Origin of the sequence: Nocardioides panaciterrulae (assembly GCF_013409645.1) — a bacterium.
GTDB lineage: Bacteria > Actinomycetota > Actinomycetes > Propionibacteriales > Nocardioidaceae > Nocardioides > Nocardioides panaciterrulae.
Map to the genome: position 1 here is coordinate 4,109,236 of NZ_JACCBG010000001.1, position 15,441 is coordinate 4,124,676.

Here is a 15,441-nt window from a genome sequence, read left to right on the forward strand (position 1 = left end):
TTGCTTTGGGTGGGGGACCTCACCTGTTGACGGAGTAGCCCCAGCTGGTGTCGGCCTGCGCCGGAGCGCTGATCCCGAGAAGGCCGAGGCTGAGGCCAGCAGCCGCCAGCGCGATGACCGCCTTGCGTACAAAGTTCATTGGGTCCCCTCCAACTTCGACGTTCTTGGCCCATTGGCCACGTCCCAGAGTCTGGGGCAGGAGACGACCGGAATGCGAGCCGAACCCTGACTCACATTTTTGCATTGCATTTCTTTGCAGGAGGGCGGGCCGCTGCAGAACCCTGCAGCAGCCCGAGACAAGGCGTCGACCCGAGAGAAAGGCGTCGGCCCCCGGGGACTCTACCGTCCACCGGGGGCCGACCACACTGGCGGAGGCGGCGGGATTTGAACCCGCGAGAGGGGTTTGCCCTCAACCCGCTTAGCAGGCGGGCGCCATAGACCGGACTAGGCGACGCCTCCCGACAGCCAGCACAGGCTACAAGGACCCCGCGTCCGGGGACCAATCAGGGGGCTGGGGCCTGACTGGATAGCCCGTTCCTGCGGTTGATGGGCGTTGCAACGCCCCCCAACCGAGGGAATCCCCGGCCGGCCGGGGATTCCTGCAGGCGACCAGCAACCACTGCAGGGCGCCGCCGGGGTCACAGGGGTCGGAGGCCCTGCCCGCGCTCGGCGTGCTGGCGCACGTCGCGCGCGAAGTCGTCCTTGTCGGCCGCCACCGCGGCTACCGGGATGGTGGTGGTGCGGCCGTAGCGTAGGGTGAGCACGAGGCAGTCCAGGCCGCGGGCGGTCGAGGCGGCGACCGCGTTGACGTCGGTCCAGGGCGCGGTCGACACGCCGGCGCCGCGGATCAGCCGGACCCGGTAGCCCTGCTCGTCGAGGTGGACCACGACGGCCCGGCGGGTCAGCACGTAGCCGAGCCCGAAGACCGCCACCAGTCCGGCCGCGGCGACCAGCACCACGAGGTCGAGCGAGAGGTGCAGCAGGGCGGCCAGCGTGGTGACCGCGAAGAGCAGGATCGCGAGCAGCACCAGCAGCGTGCCCACCAGCCGGGCAACCATCGCCGGCGCGAGCCGATAGTCGGACGCGGTGGGAGCGGACATGCAGAAGATTGAACAAGACCCCGGATCCGCGGCCCCCACCGGGTTGTCCCGACCCGTGGTCGGGGGGAGACTCGAAGCCCTGAGCCCTGAGCCCTGAGCCCTGAGTCCCGAGCGCCGAGCTCCCCGGGAGGCAACCGTGTCCGCACCCGTCCCGTCACCTGGCCTCGCCCCGGCCGATCGCGCGGTGGCGACCGCCGTACGCTCCCTGGACCTCGCGCTCGACCTCACGCTCGACGACCCGCCCGAGGACCGCGACCGGCTCGAGGGCTGGCGCCGGCTGGTGCGGCAGCGGCTCGCCGACCTGCGCGCCGCCCTGGCCGCGGAGGCCGTCCCCACCGAGGACGCCTGGCTCGTGGCCCGCGGCGGCGTCCTGGCGCGGGAGCGGGACGCGCTGGGCCGCCGGACCGCGGCCCTCGGCAGCGCCGTCCTGGACAGCCCGGACACCGGCGCGGTGCGGGCCGACCTGCGGCGCCTGCTCGCCGACGTCGCCCACCACGTGCAGCGCCGCCACGACCTGGCCTACGACGCGGTCGAGCTCGAGCTCGGCGGCGAGGACTAGCGCCCGGCCGGCGCACCCGGGCACGCCGCGGCAGGCGGCCGGCCAGCACCTAGACTGCTCCGGTGTCCGCCCGCGGGCGGCACGGAGGGGTGCCGGAGTGGCCGATCGGAACCGCCTTGAAAGCGGTCGTAGGGAGACCTACCGCGGGTTCGAATCCCGCCCCCTCTGCTGGCTGGCTGGCTGGGCCCACCGATCGACCGATCGAGCCGGGCCATAGGCAGTCAGGCGAGCGTCAGCTCCAGCAGCACGTCGCCCTCCTGGACCACGTCGCCGGGGCCGACCTTGACCGCCCGTACGGTTCCGGCCACCTCGGTGATGACGGGGATCTCCATCTTCATCGACTCCAGCAGCGCCACGGTGTCGCCGAACGCGACGGCGTCCCCCGGAGCGACGGCCACGCTCATCACGTTGGCCACCATCTCCGCGACGATCTCGGTCACCTGTTCGCGGGCCATGCAGCGAACCTAGCCGTTACCGACGCGTACCGGGCAACCGGCCGCGGCACGGCGAGCAGCGGGACAGGCGGCCGGACGGGCGGACGGGCGGGAGCTCACTGCAGGGCGGCGGTACGCCGGGGCTCGGGACGGACCGCCGTGGCCTCCTCGGCCCGGCGCCCCCGCCGGCCGCGCGGACCGGTCAGCCGCAGGTCCAGCCGGATCACCACGAAGCCGATCAGCAGGCCGACGAGCACGCCGTACACGACCGAGAGCCCGCACTCGGTCAGGCTGACCATCGGGTTGAGCAGCGCCTGCGCCACCGGGGCCGTGGCCGCGACGCCGAACGCGCACACCCACCAGCCCTGCCGGCGCCGGGCCCGCATGTGGCAGCCCCACGCGATCGCCGGGATGCCCAGCACGCTCTCGATCGGGCGGGGGAACGCCCCCAGGTGCTCGCGGCTCCAGACCACCCCGTCCAGCAGCGCCGCCACCAGGCCGGGGGTGCCGTAGCGCCGCAGCAGCTCGGCGTACGCCAGGGTCAGGGCGAGGACGACCGCGCCGACCAGCACCGTGACGACGCCGCGGCGGCCCAGGCCGTGCAGGCCGGCCCCGAGCCGGTAGACCACGCCGAAGGCCCCCAGGACGGCCAGGCCGAGGGTGGCGTACTCGAACCGGGCCAGGGTGATCACCGGCTCGAAGCCCACCGTGGCGAGCGCGCCGACCGCGGCGACGAGCACCGCGACCACCACCTCCCGGGCGGCCCGGAGGAACGTCACGGCCGGCACCGTCGCCATCACCGCGAGCACCGCGGCGACCACGCAGGTCATCACCGCGGCGCCGGTGCGCAGCACCGGCTGGTCGCTGACCACCACCGCCACGCCGAGGGCGAGCGCGAGGCTGCCGAACACGACCGGCCGGCCACCGGTCCGGGCCGCGAGGGCCCAGGAGTAGACGCCGACCACCACCACGGCGCCGGCGCCGGGCAGCCAGGCCGGCCCGACCGGCACCAGCGACAGCACCAGCGCGGCCACCGCCACGAGCACCGCGACGACACCAGCGGCCAGGGGCAGCCGGGACGCCGCCATCGCGGCGAGCGCCGCCTGCGCCCGCGCGGCCCGCGACGGCGGCCGGCCGGCGCGACGGCGCGGTGGGGTCGAGGGCACGACCCGGAAGGTTACATTCGCCGGTTCGCCAGCGAGGGGTTGGTCCGGCGCGCCCGGGCGAGCACGTCGCGGTCCAGGGTCGCCGTCACCAGGGCCGACTCCCCACCGGCCTCCGCGAGCACGTCGCCGAGCGGGTCGACGACCAGCGAGTGGCCGCTGTAACGGGGCCCGGGCTGCCCGGCCGCGAGCACGTAGACGGTGTTCTCGATCGCCCGGGCGCGCACCAGCGTCGTCCAGTGATCCACCTTGCGGGGCCCGGCCACCCAGGCCGCGGGCACCACCAGGACCTCCGCGCCCCGGTCGACCAGCGCCCGTGCCAGCTCGGGGAAGCGCAGGTCGTAGCAGGTCATCAACCCCAGCGTGAACCCGCCGACCTTCACCGTGACCGGGTCGACGGCGCCGGCCGTGAGCCGGTCGGACTCGCGGTCGCCGAAGGAGTCGTAGAGGTGGATCTTGCGGTACGACGCCTCCGCGGCGCCGCGGACCAGCAGCGTGTTGAACGGGCGGCCCGGGTCCTCCCCCGGCTCGAACATCCCGGCCACCACGGTCGTGTCGCGCTCCTCGGCGACCCGCGCCAGCTCGGTCCCGAACGGGCCGTGCGCCGGCTCGGCGTACCCGCTCACGTCGGAGCCGGCCTCCCCGAAGTCGCGGGCGAACGCCTCCGGGAAGACCACGAGGTCCGCGCCCTGCGGGGTCAGCTCGGCCAGCCGGCGGCGGTTCGCCTCGGGCTCGAGGGCCGAGGCCTGCTGGACGAGGGCGACGCGCAGCTGCGTGGGATCGGTCACGGTCCCAGCCTGCCACCTGCGGGGGCGGCACGCCCGGTGGGACAGTGGCCCCATGGACCCGCTACTCGGACCGACCGGATTCGCCGCCGTCGTCCTCGCCGGCGGCACCGCCGCCCGTCTGGACGGCGCGGACAAGTCCTCGATCGAGCACGGCGGCCGGACCCTGCTGGAGTGGTCCCTCGACGCGCTGCTCGACGCCGAGGAGGTCGTGGTCGTCGGCGACCCGCGGCCGACCGGCCGGCCGGTCACGTTCACCCGGGAGAACCCCCGCTACGGCGGCCCGGTGGCCGCGCTGCTGACCGGGTACGACGCGCTGGTCCGCCCGCCGCGCACCCTCGGCGTGCTCGCGGTGGACATGCCCCGGGTCACCGCGCACACGTTCCGGCGGCTGCACGCGGCGGCCGAGGGCCGCGACGGGGCGTTCCTCGTCGACCACGAGGGCCGCCGCCAGCTCGCCGGCGTGCTCGACGCGGCGCGGCTCGACGACGTCCGCCCCGGGCTGGAGGCGCAGCACGGCATGTCCGTGCGCCGCCTCCTGGAGGGGCTCGACCTCGCGCTGGTCGCGCCGGTGGGCGAGGAATGTCGCGACGTGGACACCTGGGCGGACGTCCGTGACCTGCAGGGATCGTGAGCAATCCGGGGCGACGCGCCGCCCGGGGCTTGCGGCCCCGGGCGGTTCCGGGAAACCTGAGGGCGTGAACCTGCACGACTGGATCGACGAGCTGAGCGACGTCCTCGACCTCGAGGCGGAGATCGACGAGGCGCTGGTCCTCGACCTGGCCCGGACGGTTGCGCACACGGTGGAGCGGCCGGCGGCGCCGGTGACGGCGTACATGCTGGGGCTCGCGGCGGGTGCCGCCGGCGCCGGCCCGGAGCAGACCGAGGCGCTCGCGGCCCGGGCCCAGCGGCTGGCCGAGGGCTGGGACCGCCCCGCCGACGCGCCCGACCCCGACGACGTCGACGAGGAGATCCCCGACGACAGCCTGGTGGACCACACCTCCGACCGGTTCGAGGACTGACCGCATCCCGCCAGCCCCGCGCGGGGGATCGATCTCCTAGGGTGGCGGGCATGCGCGCCGTCATCGTCTCGGAGCCCGGGGGCCCCGACGTCCTGTCCCTCGCCGAGCTGCCCGACCCCGAGCCCGGCCCCGGCGAGGTGCTCCTCGACGTCGCCGCGACCGCGATCAACCGGGCCGACCTGCTCCAGCGCCAGGGGCACTACCCGCCGCCGCCCGGCGCCTCGGAGATCCTGGGGCTGGAGTGCAGCGGCACCGTCGCCGCGGTCGGCCCGGAGGTCACCGACTGGCAGGTCGGCGACCAGGTCTGCGCGCTGCTGGCCGGGGGCGGCTACGCCACGCGGGTCGTCGTACCCGCCGGCCAGGTGATGCCGGTGCCCGCCGGCGTGGACCTGATCACGGCCGCGGCGCTGCCCGAGGTCGCGTGCACGGTGTGGTCGAACGTGTTCATGATCGCCGCCCTGCGGCCGGAGGAGAACTTCCTCGTGCACGGGGGCGCCGGAGGGATCGGCTCGTTCGCGATCCAGCTCGCCGCCGCCAACGGCTCGCGCGTGATCACCACCGGTGGGACGCCGGAGAAGCTGGACTTCTGCCGCGAGCTCGGCGCCGATGTGACCATCAACTACCGCGACGAGGACTTCGTCGAGGTCGTCAAGGAGCGGACCGACGGGCACGGCGCCGACGTGATCCTCGACAACATGGGGGCGAAGTACCTCGGCCGCAACGTCGACGCGCTGGCCACCGAGGGCCGCCTGGTCATCATCGGCATGCAGGGCGGCAGCAGGGGCGAGCTCGACATCGCCACCCTGCTGCGCAAGCGCGGAGCCGTCGTCGCCACGGCGCTGCGGGCCCGGCCGCCGGCCGACAAGGGGGCGATCTGCGCCTCGGTCGTCGAGCACGTCTGGCCGCTGGTCAGCGACGGGCAGGTCAGACCGATCGTGCACACCACCATGCCCCTGGACCAGGCCGCCGCCGCCCACGCCCTGATGGAGGCCGGGGACCACAGCGGGAAGATCGTCCTCACCACCTGAGGACCTGACCGCTTGCAGCGCGAGAGGGCATTCCGAGGCAGTCTCACCAGCGCGAGAGGGCATTCGGGGGCACTCTCACCAGCGCGAGCGGGCATTCGGAGGCACTCTCACCAGCGCGAGCGGGCATTCGGAGGCACTCTCACCAGCGCGAGCGGGCATTCGGAGGCACTCTGGTCTGTCCGTCCCCTTCCCCCGATCGCCGTCTCGAGGTCCGGAGAGTTCCCCGGATCGCCGTCTCGGCATCCTGAGAGTTGCTGCGATCGCCGTCTCGGCGGGTTGAGAGTTGCTGGGATGGCCCGCTCACCGTCGGGCGGGCGGGGATTTCCGCACCGCCTAGGCTGGGGCGCATGACTGAGAAGCCCGACGAGCAGGAGCAGCAGGTCGTCATCATCGGGCCCGACGGGCAGCCGATGGGGTCGGTGCCCGCGTCGGCCATCTCGCAGGTTCCCGGCGCCGACGGCGAGGAGGCCGACGGCGACGGTGAGGACGAGCGCGCGCTCACCGACCTCGTCGAGCAGCCCGCCAAGGTGATGCGGATCGGCAGCATGATCCGCCAGCTGCTCGAGGAGGTGAAGGCCGCCCCGCTCGACGAGGCCAGCCGCAACCGGCTCAAGGACATCCACCAGGCCTCGATCAAGGAGCTCGAGGCCGGCCTCGCGCCCGAGCTGGTCGAGGAGCTCGAGCGGCTCACCCTGCCGTTCACCGAGGACAAGACCCCCTCCGAGGGCGAGCTCCGGATCGCCCAGGCCCAGCTGGTCGGCTGGCTCGAGGGGCTCTTCCACGGCATCCAGACCGCGATCTACGCCCAGCAGATGGCGGCGCGGGCCCAGTTCGAGCAGATCCGCCGCGCCCTGCCCCAGGGCATGGTGCCGCAGGGCCAGGGTGCTCCCGGCCAGACCGGCCAGCCGGGCGGACCCGAGGGCTCGCCGCGCCCCGGCGAGTCGGGGGGCATGTACCTCTGACCGGGTGTCCCTATTGCGCCTGAGCCGCTCGCGGTGGCTCAGCCACCGTTTCGTCGATCGATCCGGTGGCTGAGGCACCTCCGGTTCGTCTCGAGCACGGTCAGCGGTGCACCATGCACCGTTTCACTCGGGGGAACGGTGGCTGCTCCACCGCCGACACCCCGCCGACACCCCGCCGACACCCCGCCGACACCCCGCCGGCACCGGGCAAACGAAGGGTCAGGCGCGGCGGGCGAGCCGTCGCACGACGACCAGCCCGAGCAGTCCGACCAGCACCATCGCCGCGCCGGGGGCGGCGAGGCGGGTGAACGACGTGGGCGCGGCGTCGGCCACCTTGGTGAACGACGCCTTCTGCGGGGCGGGCGGCACCGGCAGGTGACCGTTGCCGAGCAGCTTCTCGACCTGGCCCACCAGTGAGTCCCCGGCCCGGGCCGTGCCGCTGCAGCGGTCGGTCGCGAGCGTGGTGCCCTGCTCAGAGGTGAAGAACACGTAGCGCGAGCCCTTCACCAGGCCCGCGAGCGCGGGCGCGCCCTTGGAGGCCCGCGAGCTGACCTGGACCGAGGAGTCGCGGACGGGGCCCTTGTAGACGCGCTCCACGTCGACGTCGTACGTCGTGGTCGTGGTGCCCGACCGCCTCGCGACGGACCGGCCGGTCACCGTGCCGGTGAACACGTCATCGGCCCGGCGGGCCTGGTCGGCCACCTGGACGTTCGGGCAGGCGGCCGCGCGCGTCGGCGCCGCGGCCTGGGTCGGCACCTGCGCGAGCACGACCGCAGACCCGGCGAGCAGCAGCGCGGCGACGGCCCGCCCGACGGCGGACACCCCGGCGGACACCCGGGCGGACGCCCCGGCGGACGCCCGGGCGGAGCCGTCGGCGGAGGAGACAGGGGCGCGCACCCGCCCATCGAAACAGATCACAGGTCGAAGACACCAGCCAGGACCCGGGCCACGCCGTCCTCGTCGTGCCCGGGCGCGACGTGGCTGGCGGCCTCGGTCACGGTGGGGTGCGCGTCGGCCATGGCGTAGGACGTGCCGGCCCAGCGCAGCATCGGCAGGTCGTTGGGCATGTCCCCGAACGCCAGCACGTCGCCGGCGGCCACCCCCAGCTCGGCGCAGAGCAGGGCGAGCGTGGTCGCCTTGGTCACCTCCGGGCCGCTGATCTCGAGCAGCGCGGTCGCGGAGGACCAGGTGATCACGAGCCGGCCCCGCACCACCTCCTCGGCGAGGTCCCAGAACTCCTGCGGCGCGAGCCGCTCGTGCCGGGCGAGCAGCTTCAGCGCGGGCTCGGTGAACAGCTGCTCGATCTCCGCCCGCCGCGCCTCCTCCGGCAGCGGGTGCCGCTCCAGGAACGCCGGCTCCAGGCCGATGCCCGCGAGCGTCTCCACGGCGTACGACGTGCCCGGGACCGCCTCGCGCAGCATCCGGCACATCTCCAGCCCGAGCGCCGGGTCGATCGGCCGCTCCAGCCGGGGCCGCGCGCCGGCGACGTCCCACACCAGCGCCCCGTTCGAGACGACCGCGAGGCCGTGGTCGCCGACGTACTCGAAGACCTCCTCGGCCCAGCGCAGCGGGCGGCCGGTCACGAACACCACCGGCACGCCCAGCCGCTCGACCTGCGTCAGCACCTCGCGGGTGTACGGCGAGACCGTGCCGTCGGAGCGGACCAGGGTGCCGTCCAGGTCGGTGGCGACCAGCCGCGGCCGGTGTGCCGGCGAGGACTCGGCGGCGCTCATGGCAGCGGGCGGGCCATCACCAGCTGGCCGTCCTCGTTGGCGCCCCGCAGCTCGGTGAATCCGCACTTGGCCAGGACCCGGATGCTGGCGGCGTTCTCGGGTTCCACGCTGGCCCGGATCCGCACGCCGAGCCGGTCGGTCTCGGCGAGCAGCCCGCGGAGCGCCTCGGTGGCCACGCCGTGCCCGCGGGCGTCGGCGACCAGGCCGTAGCCGACCTCGGTCTCCGGGACCCCGTCGACCTCGGCCGGCGGGCCGAAGAAGCCGACCGAGCCGCAGACCAGCCCGTCGACGGCGCGTACGACGTGCCGCGGCCCCCACGGGTCGGGGGCGTCCCCGATCAGCGAGGCGGCGTCGCGGTCGTCCTCGCGGGGGTAGTCGGGGTGCCAGCCGGGACGCCGCCGCCCGGCGAGCATGTCGTCGCGCTCCTCGCGGGTGACCAGCGGCAGCCGGAGCCGGACCGTGGCCACCTCCGCGGGCAGGGCGCCGGCGGGCAGGCTCATCCGAACCACCGGTCCAGCTCGACGGCCACGCCGTCGTCGTACACGCTCTCGGTGACCGCGTGCGCGGCCTGCCGCACCTCGTCGACCGCCTGGCCCATCGCCACCCCGCGGCCGGCCCACTGCAGCATCTCGATGTCGTTGCGGCCGTCGCCGATGGCCAGCGCGTGCTCGGGCCCGACCCCCAGCTCACCGGCGACCCGGGCCAGGCCCGAGGCCTTCGAGACCCCCACCGGCGCGAGGTCCAGCCAGGCCGTCCACCCGACGACGTAGTTGATGCCGTGCAGGCCCAGCCGCTCGCCGAGCCGCACGAAGTCCTCCGCGGTCGCGTTCGGGTCGCGGATGATCACGCGGCTGACCGGCCCGGAGACGATCTCCTCGATCTCGGCCAGCGTCATCTCGCCGGTCAGCTCGCCGTCGGGGAAGTGCCGGTTCACCCGGTAGCCGACGCCGCGCTCCTCGACCGCGACCAGCGCGTCCGGGTGGTGCTCGAGGATCGCCTCGACGGCCGGGCGGGCGTCGAAGGTCTCCTCGTGCACGACCTCGACCGGCGGGTAGCGGAAGACCACCGCGCCGTTGCTGGAGACCACCCAGAGCCGGTCCCGCTCCTCGCCGTGCAGGTCGAGCAGGTCCGCCACGGTCGTCATGCCGTGGGCCGACCGGCCGCTGGCGAGCACCACGTGGGCGCCGGCGGCCAGGGCGCGGTGCACGGCGTCGTAGACCGGCGGCGCGATCTCCTCGTGGGTCAGCCCGCCGCCCTCGACCCACTTCAGCAGGGTGCCGTCGATGTCGAGGGCGACCAGCCGGGGCTGCCAACCGGTCCTGGACGAGCCGGGCTCGAGCGCGGAGTCGACCACTACTCGGCCACCGGCTGGAGGAGCTCGCGGCCGCCCAGCCAGGGCTGCAGCGCCTTGGGCACCCGCACCGACCCGTCGGCCTGCTGGTGGGTCTCGAGGATCGCCACGATGGCCCGCGGGACCGCGCACAGCGTGCCGTTGAGCGTGGCCAGGTGCCGGACCTCCGAGCCGCCGTCGGTGGCGAACCGGCCCCGGATGTCGAGCCGCCGGGTCTGGAACTCGGTGCAGTTGGAGGTCGAGGTCAGCTCGCGGTACCGGCCCTGGGTCGGGATCCACGCCTCACAGTCGAACTTGCGCTGCGCCGAGAGCCCCAGGTCGCCGGCGGCGGTGTCGATCACCTGGTAGGCCAGCTCGAGCTTGTCGAGGAAGGCCTTCTCGATCTCCAGCAGCCGCTGGTGCTCGGCGAAGGACTCCTCCGGCGTCGTGTAGACGAACATCTCCACCTTGTCGAACCAGTGCACCCGGATGATCCCCCGGGTGTCCTTGCCGTGCGAGCCTGCCTCCTTGCGGAAGCACGGGCTGAACGCGGCGTAGCGCAGCGGCAACGACTGGCCGTCGAGGATCTCCTCGGAGTGGTACGCCGCCATCGGCACCTCGGAGGTCCCGACCAGGTACATGTCCTGGCCCTCGATCCGGTAGACGTCGTCGGCCGCCTGGCCGAGGAAGCCGGTGCCGTCCATCGCCCGCGGCTTGACCATCGACGGCGCGATGACTTGGGTGAAGCCGTGGTCGCGGGCGGTCTCGTTGGCGAGGTTGATCAGCGCGAACTCCAGCTCGGCGCCCACCCCGGTCAGGAAGTAGAACCGCGAGCCCGACACCTTGGCGCCGCGCTCGAGGTCGATCGCGCCGAGCATCCGGCCGAGCTCGACGTGGTCGCGCGGCTCGAAGCCCTCGGCGGCGAAGTCGCGGGGCGTGCCGACCGTCTCGAGCACGACGAAGTCGTCCTCGCCCCCCGCGGGCGCCTCGTCGGCGGCCGGGTTGGGGATGCTCATCAGGGCCGCCTGCCACTCCTCCTCGGCGGCGCCCTGCGCGGCCTCGGCGGCCCGGACCTCGGCGGCCAGCGTCTTGGTGCGGGCCAGCAGGTCGGCCTTCTCCTCCCCCTGCGCGCGGGGGATGAGCTTGCCGAGCTGCTTCTGCTCGGCGCGCTTGGCCTCGAACTCCCCGATCGCGGCACGACGGGCGGAGTCCGCGGCGAGCGCCCGGTCCACGACGTCGGCGGACAGGCCGCGCTTGGCCTGGGCGGCACGCACGCGGTCGGGGTCGTCACGGAGCAGTCGCGGGTCGATCATCTCGGGGTCCCCGCGGAATCGAGAGCGCAGCGAGCGATTCTGTGGGGTGAGGTCATGGGGGCAAGGCTATCCGTCGTACGTGGGCGGCCTCACGCGAGTTACGCGCCGCACCGGGTACGTCCCTCGCGCGCGGGCATACTGGTCGCGCCCCCGCCCACCCCGAAGGGAACCGCGTGCTCGACCGTCCTCGACTCACCATGCTGAGCTGGGCCCTCCTCTGCTTCGCGGTCTTCGCCGCCCTCGCGTTCCTGGTCACGCACGAGTGGGGTCCGCTGACCACGCTCGACCACCGCGGCGATCCCGCGGAGCACTGGGCCACCGCCGAGGGCGGGCTGCGGGTCGTGCTGAAGTACGTCGAGCTCGCGTTCGCCACCTGGGGGATGACGGTCCTGACCGTGCTGCTCGCGGGCGGGCTGCTGCTCAAGAAGCACCGCCGCGCCGCGGTCTTCGTCGTGGTCGTCATGATCGCGACCTCGCTGATGACCACGCTGATCAAGCTCACGGTCGGCCGCGGCCGACCGCCGTGGCAAGACCAGACCGGCTTCCTGCACACCAACTCCTTCCCGTCCGGGCACGCCTCCTCGACCGCGGCCTACGCCCTGCTGTGCGTCGTGCTCGTGGTGATGTTCGTCCGCCGGGCCCGCACCCGCCGCACGCTCTACACGGTGCTGGCGGTGTGGGTGCTGATCGTCTGCGCCGACCGGGTGCTGCTCGGCCGGCACTACATCACCGACGTCACCGCCGGCGTGCTGCTCGGCGTCGGCATGGTGCTGCTCGGCCTCAGCATCTACAGCCCGCTGCCGCGCAGCCTGGCCGACACCGCCGAGCCGATGCCCGAGGCGCTGCCCAGCGAGCGCCGGCTCGCGGTGGTGCTGAACCCCTCCAAGGTCGAGGACGCCGGCCAGTTCCGCGCGATCGTGTCGGCGATGGCGCGCGAGGCCGGCTGGGCCGAGCCGAGCTGGCACCTGACCACGGTGGCGGACCCGGGTCGCGGGATGGCCGAGGCCGCCGCGGTCGCGGGGGCCGACCTGGTGATCGTGTGCGGGGGCGACGGCACCGTGCGCGAGGTCTGCGCGGAGCTCGCCGGCACCGGCATCCCGGTCGGGATCGTGCCCGCGGGCACCGGCAACCTGCTGGCCCGCAACCTCGGCATCCCGCTCTACCTCCGCGCCGCGATCGACGTGGCGCTGCACGGCCAGGACCGCGCGATCGACATGGTCGAGGTGGCCGGCGACGGCCTCGCGGACACCACCTTCCTGGTGATGGCCGGCATGGGGTTCGACGCCGCGATCATGGAGGGCGTCAACGAGGACCTGAAGAAGCGGGTCGGCTGGGTGGCCTACGTCTGGTCGGCGCTGAAGTCGTTGATGTTCCCCGCGGTCCGGGTCGAGGTCTCGGTCGACGGCGCCGAGTTCACCCGGCACCGGGCCCGGACCGTGGTCGTCGGCAACGTCGGCTTCCTCCAGGCCGGGCTGCCGCTGCTGCCGGACGCCGCGATCGACGACGGGCTGCTCGACGTCGTGATCCTGCACCCGCGCAACTTCCTCGCCTGGATCCCGCTGGCGTGGCGGGTGCTGCTCAAGCGCAAGCACACCGACGAGCTGGTGAACCGGATGACCGGCTCGAGCGTCGTCGTCCGCGCCGGCGTGGACACCCCGCGCCAGCTTGACGGCGACTCGGTCGGGGCCGGCCGCGAGCTGCGCATGCAGTGCCTCCAGGGCCGGCTGCTGGTGCGCGTCCCGCGCTGAGGCGGGCCGGCCGGTCCAGCCGCGGCCGGAGACGCGCGGGCGTCAAGGATCCGTCAAGGATCCGCCACGAGGGCACTTCCGACCCTGGGCCGGGGCGCCGCTGCGGGCAGGCTGGAACCATGACCGGTCCGGCGCTCCAGACGACCACGCTCCCGCGGCCGCGGGCGGGGCAGCAGCCGCCGGGCGGTCTCCGGGGCTGGCTGCTCACCGACATCACCGAGCACAGCGGCACCCGCCAGGGCCCCCACGGGGTCCCGACCGCGGAGCAGCCGCGGCACCCGTGGTGGCGGGTGATGTGCCTGACCGGCGTGGACTACTTCTCCACGCTCGGCTACCAGCCGGGGATCGCGGCGCTGGCGGCCGGGCTGCTGTCCCCGATGGCCACGCTGGTGCTGGTCGGCCTCACCCTGCTCGGGGCGCTCCCGGTCTACCGGCGGGTGGCCGCCGAGTCGCCGCACGGCGAGGGCTCGATCGCGATGCTCGAGCGGCTGCTGTCCTTCTGGAAGGGCAAGCTGTTCGTGCTGGTCCTGCTCGGCTTCGCCGCCACCGACTTCCTGATCACGATGACCCTGTCCGCGGCGGACGCGACCGCCCACCTGGTCGAGAACCCCCACGTCCAGGGCCTGCTCCAGGGGCACCAGGTCGCCCTCACCCTGGTGCTGCTCGGCGCGCTCGGCGCGGTGTTCCTCCGGGGCTTCACCGAGGCGATCGGCATCGCGGTGGTGCTCGTGGTCGTCTACCTGGCCCTCAACGCCGTCGTGGTCGCCGACGGGCTGTGGCTGGTGGCGTCCTCCCCGTCGGTGCTGGCCGACTGGCGCGCCGGCCTGACCCAGGCGCACGGCAACCCGCTCGCGATGGTCGGGGTGGCGCTGCTGGTCTTCCCGAAGCTGGCGCTGGGCATGTCCGGGTTCGAGACGGGCGTGGCGGTGATGCCGCAGGTCGAGGGCGACCCCGACGACACCGAGGGCCGGCCCACCGGCCGGATCCGCGGCACCCGCCGGCTGCTGACGACCGCGGCGCTGGTCATGAGCGTCTTCCTGGTGACCAGCAGCCTGGTCACCACGCTGCTGATCCCGGCCGCCCAGTTCGAGCCCGGGGGCAGCGCCAACGGCCGGGCCCTGGCGTACCTCGCCCACGAGCACCTGGGCAGCGCCTTCGGCACGGTCTACGACCTCTCGACGATCGCCATCCTGTGGTTCGCCGGCGCCTCGGCGATGGCCGGCATGCTCAACCTGATCCCGCGCTACCTGCCGCGCTACGGGATGGCGCCGGACTGGGCCCGGGCGGTCCGCCCGCTCACGCTGGTGCTGACCGCCACCGCGTTCCTCGTCACCTGGATCTTCCACGCCTCGGTCGACGCCCAGGGCGGCGCCTACGCCACCGGCGTCCTGGTGCTGATGACCTCGGCCGCCGTGGCGGTGACGCTGGCCTGCCGCCGCGCCGGGCAGCGAGGCCGGACGGTCGCGTTCGCGGTGATCTCGGCGGTGTTCGTCTACACCACGGTCGACAACGTGATCGAGCGTCCCGACGGTGTGAAGATCGGCGCCTGCTTCATCGCGGCGATCCTCGCGGTGTCCTTCTGGTCGCGGGTACGCCGGGCCTTCGAGCTGCGGACCGCCTCGGTGGAGCTCGACGCCACCGCCGAGCGGTTCCTGCGCGACTGTGCGCGCCGCAGCATCCGGCTGGTCGCGAACGAGCCCGATGCGGGGGGCGCCGAGGAGTACGTCCAGAAGACCCGGCAGGTGGTGGCCGACCACGACCTGCCGGACGAGGGGGACATCATCTTCGTCGAGGTCAAGGTCACCGATCCGTCGGAGTTCGAGACCACGCTGCGGGTGCACGGCGAGGTGCACCACGGCACCCGCCGCGTGCTGACGTTCGAGTCAGCGACGGTCCCCAACGCGCTGGCGTCGCTGCTGCTGGCCGTGCGCGACCGCACCGGCGTCAACCCGCACATCTACTTCGAGTGGACCGAGGGGAACCCGGTGACCCAGCTGCTGCGCTTCCTCTTCTTCGGCGTGGGCGAGGTGGCGCCGGTCACCCGCGAGGTGTTGCGCATCGCCGAGCCCGACCGGTCGCGGCGCCCGCATGTGCACGTGGGCTGAGGCGGCGACGACCACCGGCACGAGCACGGCGCAACCGACCACGACGAGCAGACGTGCCCGGTCGGCCGCTCCGAACGTGAGCTGTCCGCCGGTGTGCACCACGAAGCCGGTCAGGAACGCCCAGGCGGCGAGGCCGGTGAGGCCGGCGAGCCGCACCGG

Annotated in this window: 16 protein-coding genes and 2 tRNA genes; 8 read left to right on the forward strand and 10 right to left on the reverse strand. The window is 74.0% G+C overall.

Annotated elements, in window-relative coordinates; genetic code table 11:
* Window positions 1–366: 366 nt before the first annotated feature.
* A tRNA-Ser gene (locus BJZ21_RS19595) sits at window positions 367–459 on the reverse strand.
* Between the two features lie 179 nt (window positions 460–638).
* Window positions 639–1,100: a hypothetical protein gene (locus BJZ21_RS19600; RefSeq protein WP_179665291.1), complete on the reverse strand. Its 462-nt coding sequence runs from the start codon at window positions 1,098–1,100 to the stop codon at window positions 639–641.
* Window positions 1,101–1,236: 136 nt separating this feature from the next.
* Between BJZ21_RS19600 and BJZ21_RS19605 the strand changes: the two genes are divergently transcribed.
* Both BJZ21_RS19605 and BJZ21_RS19610 read left to right on the forward strand, forming a co-directional pair.
* Complete coding sequence (locus tag BJZ21_RS19605) at window positions 1,237–1,659, forward strand: hypothetical protein (protein ID WP_179665292.1); 423 nt, start codon at window positions 1,237–1,239, stop codon at window positions 1,657–1,659.
* Window positions 1,660–1,742: 83 nt separating this feature from the next.
* Window positions 1,743–1,827 (forward strand) — tRNA-Ser (locus BJZ21_RS19610).
* 53 nt (window positions 1,828–1,880) lie between these two features.
* Here BJZ21_RS19610 and BJZ21_RS19615 read toward each other — a convergent pair.
* The 3 genes from BJZ21_RS19615 to BJZ21_RS19625 all read right to left on the reverse strand — a co-directional run bounded on the left by BJZ21_RS19615 (window position 1,881) and on the right by BJZ21_RS19625 (window position 4,044).
* Window positions 1,881–2,114, reverse strand: coding sequence for a biotin/lipoyl-binding carrier protein (locus tag BJZ21_RS19615; RefSeq protein WP_179665293.1), 234 nt, complete (start codon window positions 2,112–2,114; stop codon window positions 1,881–1,883).
* 95 nt (window positions 2,115–2,209) lie between these two features.
* Window positions 2,210–3,259 (reverse strand): hypothetical protein, encoded by a 1,050-nt coding sequence (locus BJZ21_RS21575; protein WP_179665294.1) that lies wholly within the window; start codon window positions 3,257–3,259, stop codon window positions 2,210–2,212.
* An 11-nt stretch (window positions 3,260–3,270) separates the two neighbouring features.
* The gene (locus BJZ21_RS19625) at window positions 3,271–4,044 is read right to left on the reverse strand and encodes a carbon-nitrogen hydrolase family protein (protein ID WP_343052239.1); all 774 of its coding nucleotides are present in this window, start codon (window positions 4,042–4,044) and stop codon (window positions 3,271–3,273) included.
* 52 nt (window positions 4,045–4,096) lie between these two features.
* Between BJZ21_RS19625 and mobA the strand changes: the two genes are divergently transcribed.
* The 4 genes from mobA (at window position 4,097) to BJZ21_RS19645 (ending at window position 7,053) form a co-directional block, all read left to right on the forward strand.
* Window positions 4,097–4,675 carry a molybdenum cofactor guanylyltransferase gene (mobA, locus tag BJZ21_RS19630; RefSeq protein WP_179665296.1) on the forward strand — a complete coding sequence of 193 codons (579 nt, stop codon included), beginning with the start codon at window positions 4,097–4,099 and terminating at the stop codon, window positions 4,673–4,675.
* Window positions 4,676–4,739: 64 nt separating this feature from the next.
* A complete protein-coding gene (locus tag BJZ21_RS19635; RefSeq protein ID WP_179665297.1) occupies window positions 4,740–5,063 on the forward strand; it encodes a DUF6457 domain-containing protein in 324 nt (107 codons plus the stop codon).
* Between the two features lie 50 nt (window positions 5,064–5,113).
* Entirely contained in the window at window positions 5,114–6,091 is a 978-nt protein-coding gene (locus BJZ21_RS19640) for an NAD(P)H-quinone oxidoreductase (RefSeq protein WP_179665298.1), read from the forward strand.
* A 347-nt stretch (window positions 6,092–6,438) separates the two neighbouring features.
* Window positions 6,439–7,053, forward strand: a complete 615-nt coding sequence (locus BJZ21_RS19645) for a bacterial proteasome activator family protein (RefSeq protein WP_179665299.1) — start codon at window positions 6,439–6,441, stop codon at window positions 7,051–7,053.
* A 219-nt stretch (window positions 7,054–7,272) separates the two neighbouring features.
* On the opposite strand, the gene BJZ21_RS19650 is transcribed toward BJZ21_RS19645, so the two are convergent.
* Genes BJZ21_RS19650 through serS form a run of 5 tightly spaced genes read right to left on the reverse strand, consistent with a single transcriptional unit; the run spans window position 7,273 to window position 11,429 of the window.
* Complete coding sequence (locus BJZ21_RS19650; RefSeq protein ID WP_179665300.1) at window positions 7,273–7,950, reverse strand: hypothetical protein; 678 nt, start codon at window positions 7,948–7,950, stop codon at window positions 7,273–7,275.
* 17 nt (window positions 7,951–7,967) lie between these two features.
* Window positions 7,968–8,786 (reverse strand): HAD family hydrolase, encoded by an 819-nt coding sequence (locus BJZ21_RS19655; protein ID WP_179665301.1) that lies wholly within the window; start codon window positions 8,784–8,786, stop codon window positions 7,968–7,970.
* A complete protein-coding gene (locus BJZ21_RS19660; RefSeq protein ID WP_179665302.1) occupies window positions 8,783–9,286 on the reverse strand; it encodes a GNAT family N-acetyltransferase in 504 nt (167 codons plus the stop codon). The genes BJZ21_RS19655 and BJZ21_RS19660 overlap by 4 nt, the downstream gene beginning before the upstream one ends.
* Window positions 9,283–10,140 carry an HAD-IIB family hydrolase gene (locus tag BJZ21_RS19665; RefSeq protein ID WP_179665303.1) on the reverse strand — a complete coding sequence of 286 codons (858 nt, stop codon included), beginning with the start codon at window positions 10,138–10,140 and terminating at the stop codon, window positions 9,283–9,285. Before BJZ21_RS19665 ends, BJZ21_RS19660 begins: the two co-directional genes overlap by 4 nt.
* The gene (gene serS, locus BJZ21_RS19670) at window positions 10,140–11,429 is read right to left on the reverse strand and encodes a serine--tRNA ligase (RefSeq protein WP_179665304.1); all 1,290 of its coding nucleotides are present in this window, start codon (window positions 11,427–11,429) and stop codon (window positions 10,140–10,142) included. Before serS ends, BJZ21_RS19665 begins: the two co-directional genes overlap by 1 nt.
* Before the next feature lie 173 nt (window positions 11,430–11,602).
* Here serS and BJZ21_RS19675 point away from each other — a divergent pair, with 173 nt between their 5' ends.
* Window positions 11,603–13,177 carry a bifunctional phosphatase PAP2/diacylglycerol kinase family protein gene (locus tag BJZ21_RS19675; RefSeq protein WP_343052240.1) on the forward strand — a complete coding sequence of 525 codons (1,575 nt, stop codon included), beginning with the start codon at window positions 11,603–11,605 and terminating at the stop codon, window positions 13,175–13,177.
* A gap of 119 nt (window positions 13,178–13,296) precedes the next feature.
* Window positions 13,297–15,282 carry an APC family permease gene (locus BJZ21_RS19680; RefSeq protein ID WP_425490530.1) on the forward strand — a complete coding sequence of 662 codons (1,986 nt, stop codon included), beginning with the start codon at window positions 13,297–13,299 and terminating at the stop codon, window positions 15,280–15,282.
* Window positions 15,283–15,441 lie beyond the last annotated feature (159 nt).

Excerpts from the sequence above, each read along its gene's own strand:
- BJZ21_RS19600 (WP_179665291.1), bottom strand. The coding sequence starts at position 1,100 with ATGTCCGCTCCCACCGCGTCCGACTATCGGCTCGCGCCGGCGATGGTT.
- BJZ21_RS19615 (WP_179665293.1), bottom strand. The coding sequence starts at position 2,114 with ATGGCCCGCGAACAGGTGACCGAGATCGTCGCGGAGATGGTGGCCAAC.
- mobA (WP_179665296.1), top strand. The coding sequence starts at position 4,097 with ATGGACCCGCTACTCGGACCGACCGGATTCGCCGCCGTCGTCCTCGCC.
- BJZ21_RS19640 (WP_179665298.1), top strand. The coding sequence starts at position 5,114 with ATGCGCGCCGTCATCGTCTCGGAGCCCGGGGGCCCCGACGTCCTGTCC.
- BJZ21_RS19645 (WP_179665299.1), top strand. The coding sequence starts at position 6,439 with ATGACTGAGAAGCCCGACGAGCAGGAGCAGCAGGTCGTCATCATCGGG.
- BJZ21_RS19655 (WP_179665301.1), bottom strand. The coding sequence starts at position 8,786 with ATGAGCGCCGCCGAGTCCTCGCCGGCACACCGGCCGCGGCTGGTCGCC.
- BJZ21_RS19660 (WP_179665302.1), bottom strand. The coding sequence starts at position 9,286 with ATGAGCCTGCCCGCCGGCGCCCTGCCCGCGGAGGTGGCCACGGTCCGG.
- serS (WP_179665304.1), bottom strand. The coding sequence starts at position 11,429 with ATGATCGACCCGCGACTGCTCCGTGACGACCCCGACCGCGTGCGTGCC.
- BJZ21_RS19680 (WP_425490530.1), top strand. The coding sequence starts at position 13,297 with ATGACCGGTCCGGCGCTCCAGACGACCACGCTCCCGCGGCCGCGGGCG.